General features: G+C 46.3%; 6 protein-coding genes and 2 pseudogenes. All 8 read right to left on the bottom strand.

Annotated features, from left to right (window positions below; genetic code table 11):
* Positions 1 to 1136 (bottom strand): annotated as a pseudogene (locus AWU74_RS03555) (DNA-directed RNA polymerase subunit beta); the annotation flags it as partial.
* A gap of 132 nt (positions 1137 to 1268) precedes the next feature.
* Entirely contained in the window at positions 1269 to 1652 is a 384-nt protein-coding gene (rplL, locus tag AWU74_RS03550; protein WP_062327667.1) for a 50S ribosomal protein L7/L12, read from the bottom strand.
* A 125-nt stretch (positions 1653 to 1777) separates the two neighbouring features.
* Entirely contained in the window at positions 1778 to 2284 is a 507-nt protein-coding gene (gene rplJ, locus AWU74_RS03545) for a 50S ribosomal protein L10 (RefSeq protein WP_238579878.1), read from the bottom strand.
* Positions 2285 to 2307: 23 nt separating this feature from the next.
* Positions 2308 to 2988 carry a 50S ribosomal protein L1 gene (gene rplA / locus AWU74_RS03540; RefSeq protein WP_062327662.1) on the bottom strand — a complete coding sequence of 227 codons (681 nt, stop codon included), beginning with the start codon at positions 2986 to 2988 and terminating at the stop codon, positions 2308 to 2310.
* Between the two features lies 1 nt (position 2989).
* On the bottom strand, positions 2990 to 3421 hold the full coding sequence (rplK, locus tag AWU74_RS03535; RefSeq protein WP_062327659.1) for a 50S ribosomal protein L11: 432 nt from the start codon (positions 3419 to 3421) through the stop codon (positions 2990 to 2992).
* Between the two features lie 263 nt (positions 3422 to 3684).
* On the bottom strand, positions 3685 to 4575 hold the full coding sequence (locus AWU74_RS03530) for a histidinol-phosphatase (RefSeq protein ID WP_062327656.1): 891 nt from the start codon (positions 4573 to 4575) through the stop codon (positions 3685 to 3687).
* A 68-nt stretch (positions 4576 to 4643) separates the two neighbouring features.
* A complete protein-coding gene (locus AWU74_RS03525; RefSeq protein WP_062327653.1) occupies positions 4644 to 4970 on the bottom strand; it encodes a hypothetical protein in 327 nt (108 codons plus the stop codon).
* 347 nt (positions 4971 to 5317) lie between these two features.
* Positions 5318 to 5448: pseudogene (locus AWU74_RS10180) on the bottom strand (IS5/IS1182 family transposase); the annotation flags it as partial.

Here is a 5448-nt window from a genome sequence, read left to right as displayed (position 1 = left end):
GTACGGCATTCAATCGGCGGTATATAGTCAAACTTTTTGTTGAGCTTATACCGTCCGACCCGTCCGAGATCATAACGGCGCAACGTAAAAAACATCGAATGCAGATCTTTTTCTGCTGCTTCTACTGTAATCGGTTCGCCGGGCATTAGCTTGTCGTATACCTCAAAAAGTGCGTCTTCTTTGGACGGCTCATCTGACGAGCAACCTTCTTTTGAAAATTGAATTTCCTCGCGTTCGAAGCAATTTATAATCATCTGCGAATTGAGCGAATACTCGCTGTCAAATTTAATTACAGTAATATCTGTAACATTTTGTGCAACGAGTTCGTCAATATTGTGTGGATACAGTTTTTCACCTGCGCGAAATAATTTTTTTTCTTCGCTGTTTTCTTTTTTTACAAAAACAGCCTTCGCAAGTACTTTATTTATAAGCTGCTCGCGCGTATCGCTATCATCTTTCACTTCCACTCGTTTAGTTTCGTAAAAGCACCGTATAATCTCTTCGCGGGTATTGTAGCCAATAGCGCGAAGAAAAATCGTACCGAGAATTCGTTTTTTGCGATCAATTTTCGCAAAAATTAAGTCCTTTTTCCGGTCAATTTCGAACTCTAGCCAATTTCCGCGATAGGGGATAATACGGCTCGAATAGATATTTTTTTCGTGGCTGAAAATAACCCCTGGCGAACGGTGAATTTGCGATACAATAATACGCTCTGCACCGTTAATGATAAATGTGCCGCGATCAGTCATAAGTGGAATATCACCTAAATAGATATTCTTTTGACGGATTTCTCCGGTCTGCCGAAGAATCAAATTTATACGCGCTTTGAGCTGTATGGAATAGGTTTGTCCTTTTTGTTTGCACTCAAGTTCTGAAAACTTAATATTCGCTTCATCAAATTCATAGTATTCATATTCAAGTACCATGTCTTCATTCGGACTTTCAATTGGAAAGGTCGATAAAAACACGTCTTCCAACCCTTTGCGTATTGGTTTTTCACCGTTTTTTAGCTTTGCGCGTTGCAAAAAATTCTCATAAGATGAAAGTTGAATATCGATAAGGTTCGGTAAATCCATAAAATTATTAATGTTTTTTCCGAAATACTGACGATTTATCGCGTGGCTTTTTGCAAACACAAATTCTCCTTCATAGTTCTAATCTATATCATAGATAAACAAGATAGCTACTGAAATAAAAAAAATTCCAGCAGTATCTTGTTTTTCAAAGAAGGCAACTGAGTACATTTTATTTTTCTAAACGGCGTTATGTTATACAACCTTAACCAAACCGCCTGCATCTTCGATTTCGTTCTTGATTTTTGCCGCTTCTTCTTTATTCACCCCTTCTTTCAAAAGTTTTGGGGCACCTTCGACCAAATCTTTCGCTTCCTTCAAGCCTAATCCAGTAATAGCACGTACCACTTTGATAACGGCGATTTTTTTTGCCGCATCAATGCTCTCAAGCGTAACATTAAATTCAGTTTGTTCTTCAGCGGTTTCAGCCGAAATATTCTGTTCACTTCCCGCTGCCATTATTGGCGCGGTAGCAGTGATACCAAATTTTTTCTCCATATCCTTTACTAGTTGCGAAGCTTCCAGCATTGACAGGGAAGCGATTGCCTCAAGAATTTCGTCTTTTGTGAGAGCTACCATATTATCTTCTCCATATGAAAATAAATTATGGATATATACATATCCGTTGCCGTATCTGGCTGACCAATACAGGGCGACAGCTACGAAGCCTGAATATGGTCGCTAAAATTGATTTTTTATGCAAATTACACCACTATCGCGCTACCTCCTTCCGCGGTTTTTTTATCGACATATAACTGCAGAATTGCAGCGATCTTTTGTATGGGTGCATTGATAGTAGACATAATCATCGCAACAAGCTGTTTTTTGCTCGGAAGCTTCGAGAACGTGTCCAGTTTTGCCGAGTCGTATACTTCATTCGCAACATATCCACCTTTTATTCCCAGCGCAGGTGCTTCTTTCGCGAAGTCATATAGTATTTTTGCCGTCTCGTTCGTTTCTTCTTTGGAAAGTGCCACCGCGGTTGGCCCTCTCAGAAAGTCGGAAACAGTGGAAATATTGAGTTTCTGGAATGCAATGCGGGCAAAATTGTTTTTTATCACTTTAAATACACAGTTTTTCCCAGAAAGCTGTTTACGAAGCTCGGTAATCTGTGCGACAGTCACCCCCCGGTAGTCTACGAAGATAAAATCTGTATATTCTGCCAGCATAGATTTTACCGATGCTATCGCTTCAATTTTCACGCTCTGCATTTTTTTTGCTCGAATAGACATCGTTATTCTCCGCTTTTATATGTCACTCGCACATTGGGTCCCATTGTTGAATTGACGGAAATGGAACGAATAAAACTTCCTTTCGCGTCTACTGGCTTTTTGCGGGTAACTTCGGTCAAGAGCACCTCTATGTTTTCAGCGACTTTAGCGCTGTCCATAAAAACTTTGCCGACTGCGATATGCACCACTCCGCCTTTATCGGCGCGGTATTCGGTGCGTCCTCTTTTTAACTCGTTGATCGCCGCAATGATGTCGTTAGTCACGGTGCCAGTTTTGGGATTTGGCATGAGTCCTTTTCGTCCGAGTATCATACCAAGCCGTCCAACATCTTTCATCATATCAGGCGTGGCGACAGCGACATCAAATTCAAACCAGCCGTTTTTTATTTTTTCTATATATTCAACGTCACCAGCAAATGCGGCTCCGGTATCAAGCGCTTCTTTGACACGATCTTCTCTGCAAAACACAAGCACTTTTTTTTCGCTTTTGAACTGATTCGGAAACACAAGCGTATCTCTGACAGACTGATTTTTAGAAAGCCGTACATTAATATGCGTTTCGATGGTTTCGCCGAATTTGGCAAACGAAATTTCTTTTACCAGTGCACACGCTTCGGCAACAGTATAAAATTTTTCTGTGTCGATTTTTGCGAGAGCAAGGACATATTTCTTCCCGTGTTTCACCTTACTGCTCCACTTCTACACCCATGCTACGCGCGGTGCCTGCGATAATCTTTTTCGCCGCTTCAATATCGTTGGCATTTACGTCGGGCAATTTTGTCTTAGCGATTTCTTCAAGTGCCGCTTTGGTTAGTTTACCGACTTTATCCCGAAGCGGATTTGCTGCCCCTTTCTGGATGCCTGCCGCTTTTTTAATCAAAACGGCGGCAGGCGGTGTTTTGAGAACAAAGGTAAACGTTTTATCGTGATAAACGGTAACAACGACAGGGATGATTAAGCCTTGTTCCGCCGTTTTTGTGCGGTCGTTGAATTGTTGTACAAACTGTGGCGCACTCACGCCGTGCGGACCAAGTGCCGGACCGACAGGCGGAGCAGGGGTCGCTTTCCCCGCGGGGCATTGCAACTTAACGACTGCAATTATTTTTTTCTTTGCCATAGAAGCTCTTCCTTAAATGGATGTGTAGCAAGGGAATATTTTATCTAGTGACAACCAGTCAATAATTGGCTCGCACTTTCCCAAAACACGTTAAAGAGAGTTTGAGTATATTTACAATAATAATTTATGTCAAGGGCACACATTCCTCTTGTTAAATTTAGCCACACAGGCGGGTATCTGAAAATTTTATGCCTATAACCGCAGAAGGAACAGAGAATCGGCGAATTTCTTTGCCTTCTATGGTTGATTAGAGCGCGCCTGCCTTACGCAAGCGGGGTTTCCTTGACGGTTCCGCTTTCAAGGTACGCCGTGGCACGATAGCCGGCATCGCGCGCCCGCTGCGCCGCAAAGTCGAACGCGCAGTCGATATCCGCCGCGGCGTGGGCGTCGGAATTAATCATCACGGGAACACCGTATGCGCAGAGCAGTCGGAGAAAATCCGCGGAGGGGTACACGTCGTCGATAGCCTTCCGCGCAATACCGCCGGTGTTGATTTCGACGATGACCCCTTGTCGGGCGACTTCTTTGGCGGTCGCTTCGAGTTCGCCGCGGTACCAGCCTTCCCGCTCGTCAAAAAAACGCAGGGCACCGTTCCGCTTCCGCACCACGTCGATATGCCCCACAATGTCGAAGTCGCAGGTACGCAGCATCTCGCGCACGCGCGCAAAGTACGCCTGCACCGCCTTTTTGCCGTCGCCTCCGAAAAGCGCCCGGACGCCGTTCGCCACTTCCTCCGCACCTGCGTCGACGCAGAACCAGCCCGCATTTCCGCTGGCGCTGCCGCAGCGGACAGTTCCGTCCGGCGCGCCGCACAGCCCGTCGGCGGCGAGATAATGCACCGACCCGATAAGGTACTCCGCGCCGAGCGCCGCGTATGCCGTTTTGTCGGGGCAGGAAAACGGCGGCAGGAAATCCACCTCGTAGCCGGTGAGTATCGCAATGCGCTCCCGGTACGTCTGCGACAGCGCGGCAATGCAGGCGGCGTATTCGCGGAAGCGGCGCGGCGGAAGGTGCCATTCCGCGGCGAACGGATACAGCGAATGCGCGGAAAACCCGATTATGTCGAAGCGCCTGTCGAGCGCGGCGCGGACCATTGCTTCGGGGCTGTCGCGCCCGTCGCAGAAATCCGTGTGCGTGTGGTAATTTGTTTTCATCGCGCAGTCGCTCCGTGCGTGCCGAATGTAGGGCGGCATATAAGGAAGGCGGGCTTTTTTCTCTATGCCTATAGTATGCCAAATCTATAGCCTGCCGCGATCCGCGCAGAAGGTCCGTGACTAAAGCCTTTGAATTCATAGTCAAGAGCCGGCATAGTCAGGATTGCGTCTCTGTCTGATTTATTATTCAGAAAAAATCCGTATAAAAAATATCCGCGTATGAATACCGCGTCGGTAAGCATAAGTTCCGCGCCGAGCCCCGCCTTGATAATAACATAGTCTGCCGCGTCTTTATCAGGAAGCTCGGCGCGTTTTACGGTGTTTCCGTTTTGCGTTGCCTTCGTGAATATCTGATAGTCAAATCCCGCGGCAGGGAACAGAGACAGTTTTCGCAAAAGGTATAGGGGATATTTTGCTAAAAATCCGAGTCGGAGATACTGCTTATTCGTATTAGGCGTGTCAGGCGCTGAAGTGCGTGTTGCCGCAAATCCGATATTCGCTTCAAGATACGGTATGTCCGCAAAAGCGCTCAGCCCGCTCGAAAAAAAAATCCGCCTTCTTCATTTGTTCTGTTATTTCTGGCGGAAGGCTTGAATCGAAGTAGGTAAAGACAGGCTGAAGGTCGGCTAAAACGCCGATCGACTGTGCGGACAGAACCCCTGACGCCGCCGCAAAAACCGCGGCGCATACTGCCTTTTTCATTTCTTTGCTCCGCTAGGTAGTGTGGACTTGAAGGTGGATGTAAAGGAAAACACCTGATATGAATAGCAACGATGAAGGAAACGGTAAGCTTTGCATAGCGCGTAGCGATTCCTCGCCAGCGTTTGAGGGTGCCGAAAACGATTTTAATGAAATATTCCATAGTTTGCTGTG

The organism is Treponema endosymbiont of Eucomonympha sp., from assembly GCF_001028545.1.
Note: the sequence above shows the minus strand (reverse complement) of the source record. Positions and strands in the feature narration are given on the sequence as shown.

What these genes read in the sequence shown, in the direction of transcription:
- rplL (WP_062327667.1), bottom strand. Translation starts at nt 1,652, where the DNA reads ATGGTAGCTCTCACAAAAGACGAAATTCTTGAGGCAATCGCTTCCCTG.
- rplJ (WP_238579878.1), bottom strand. Translation starts at nt 2,284, where the DNA reads ATGCAGAGCGTGAAAATTGAAGCGATAGCATCGGTAAAATCTATGCTG.
- rplK (WP_062327659.1), bottom strand. Translation starts at nt 3,421, where the DNA reads ATGGCAAAGAAAAAAATAATTGCAGTCGTTAAGTTGCAATGCCCCGCG.
- AWU74_RS03530 (WP_062327656.1), bottom strand. Translation starts at nt 4,575, where the DNA reads ATGAAAACAAATTACCACACGCACACGGATTTCTGCGACGGGCGCGAC.